General features: G+C 73.3%; 4 protein-coding genes. 2 read left to right on the top strand and 2 right to left on the bottom strand.

What is annotated here, in order from left to right:
- Positions 1–20 precede the first annotated feature (20 nt).
- Together ACFV4N_RS43430 and ACFV4N_RS43435 are read left to right on the top strand one after the other, a co-directional pair.
- Entirely contained in the window at positions 21–314 is a 294-nt protein-coding gene (locus ACFV4N_RS43430; RefSeq protein ID WP_499678542.1) for a hypothetical protein, read from the top strand.
- Entirely contained in the window at positions 287–601 is a 315-nt protein-coding gene (locus tag ACFV4N_RS43435) for a DUF4235 domain-containing protein (protein WP_499678543.1), read from the top strand. Before ACFV4N_RS43430 ends, ACFV4N_RS43435 begins: the two co-directional genes overlap by 28 nt.
- A gap of 21 nt (positions 602–622) precedes the next feature.
- Here the strand turns inward: ACFV4N_RS43435 and ACFV4N_RS43440 are convergent, their stop codons facing one another.
- Positions 623–766, bottom strand: a complete 144-nt coding sequence (locus tag ACFV4N_RS43440; protein WP_499678544.1) for a hypothetical protein — start codon at positions 764–766, stop codon at positions 623–625.
- Positions 767–839: 73 nt separating this feature from the next.
- Positions 840–1601, bottom strand: a complete 762-nt coding sequence (locus ACFV4N_RS43445) for an enoyl-CoA hydratase/isomerase family protein (protein ID WP_499678545.1) — start codon at positions 1599–1601, stop codon at positions 840–842.
- Positions 1602–1727 lie beyond the last annotated feature (126 nt).

A 1727-nucleotide genomic window follows, 5' to 3' on the forward strand; every position in this document is an offset into this window, starting at 1 on the left:
GTGTATAAGAGACAGCTGTCGTGGCTGGTCAGGTCAGTGAGAAGGCGACCGCCGTCGCCGGTCAGGTGAGCGAGAAGGCGACCGCCGTCGCCGGTCAGGTCAGTGAGAAGGCCACCGTCGTGGCGAGCCAGGTCGGCGAGAAGGCCACCGTCGTGGCGAACCAGGTCGGCGAGCGGGCGACCTGGGCGGTCGAGCAGTTGCCGCCGACCGTGCGGGAGCGCGTCGAGCAGGGCAGGCGGCACCCGGCCGCGGTCGCGGCGGGCGCGCTGGCGCTCGTGGTGGTGCTGTGGAAGCTCGCGCGGCGGGGGCGGTGACCGTGAACAAGATGCTCTACCGCCCGCTCGGCCTGCTGTTCGGCGTGCTCGGCGGTGTGGCGGCCAGCGCCCTGTTCGGCCAGGTGTGGAAGCTCATCACCGGCACGAAGGAGGCCCCCACCGCGACCCAGAAGGACCGCGGCTGGGGCGAGGTGCTGCTGGCCGCGACCGTCCAGGGCGCGATCTTCGGCCTGGTCAAGGCCGCGATCGACCGCGGCGGCGCGGCCGGTTACGAGAGGGTCGTCGGCGAGTGGCCCGGCGACACCAACAAGCACGACGGCAAGTGAGCCGCCCGGCGGGGGCCGCCCCTAGTCGGGTGGCTCCTGCCGGCGCCCGCGCCGCTCGTCCTCGTCGAGGAACTGCTCGGGGTCCACGTCGAGATCGGGCGGCTCCGGCGTGCCCGGCGAGTGCGGCGGGTCCGGGTTGAGGGGTTTGTCCTCGGGTTCGGTCATGCCGACGAGGTACCCAGCCCGGGGGTGTTGAACCACCCGCCCGCCTGTCCCCCGGCCACCCGCCCGGGTCCCGTCAGAAGCGCGGTGGCCGCTTCTCCAGGAACGCCGTCACGCCCTCCGCGTACTCGGCGCTGCGCACGGCCTCGTCGTACAGGGCCCGCACGGCGTCGTCCTCCTCGTGGTGGCCGTCGGTGATGCGGTTGACGATGTGCTTGGCCCCGCGCACGCTCACCCGCGCCCGGGAGGCGATGGTCTCGGCCAGACCCTTGACCCGGGCCTCCAGCTCGTCCGCCGGGTGCACCTCGTTGACCAGGCCGATGCGCAGCGCGGTGGCCGCGTCGATGATCTCGCCGCTGAACAGGATCTGCTTGGCCCACGCCGGGCCCACCGCGTCGACCAGCTGCTTGGTGGACAGGAAGTTGTAGACGATGCCGAGCTTGGCGGGCGTGATGCCGAACCGGGCGTCCGCCGCGGCCAGCCGGAGGTCGCAGGCGAGCGCGAGCTCGCAGCCGCCGCCGATGCAGAACCCGTTGATCGCGGCGATGGTGGGCTTGCCGAGGGTGACGATGGACCGCTCCCCCGCGTGGACGGCCTCGCCGTAGCGGGCCGCGCCGTCCGCGCCGCTGCGCAGGGTGGAGAACTCGCTGATGTCCGCGCCCGCCGAGAAGTGCTCGCCGCCCCGGACGACCAGCACGCGCACCTCGTCGTCGTCCCGGACCCGCCCGAGCAGGCCGGGCAGCGCCGACCACATCTCGTAGCTCATCGCGTTGCGCTTGGCCGGGCGGTCGATGGTCAGCGTGGCGACCGGACCCGCGGTGTCGAGCCTCAACGTCATCACCGGAGGGTATGTCCTGGCGGCCGGCCACCGGGAGTGAGGGCGCTCACGCGCGCGGGCGCCGGGCCGCGCTCCGCCCGGCGCCCGCGGCGCGGTCACTGCCGGTACTGCTGTCTCTTATACACA

Origin of the sequence: Actinosynnema sp. NPDC059797, from assembly GCF_042732085.1 — a bacterium.
GTDB lineage: Bacteria > Actinomycetota > Actinomycetes > Mycobacteriales > Pseudonocardiaceae > Actinosynnema.

What these genes read in the sequence shown, in the direction of transcription:
- ACFV4N_RS43440 (WP_499678544.1), bottom strand. Translation starts at nt 766, where the DNA reads ATGACCGAACCCGAGGACAAACCCCTCAACCCGGACCCGCCGCACTCG.
- ACFV4N_RS43445 (WP_499678545.1), bottom strand. Translation starts at nt 1,601, where the DNA reads ATGACGTTGAGGCTCGACACCGCGGGTCCGGTCGCCACGCTGACCATC.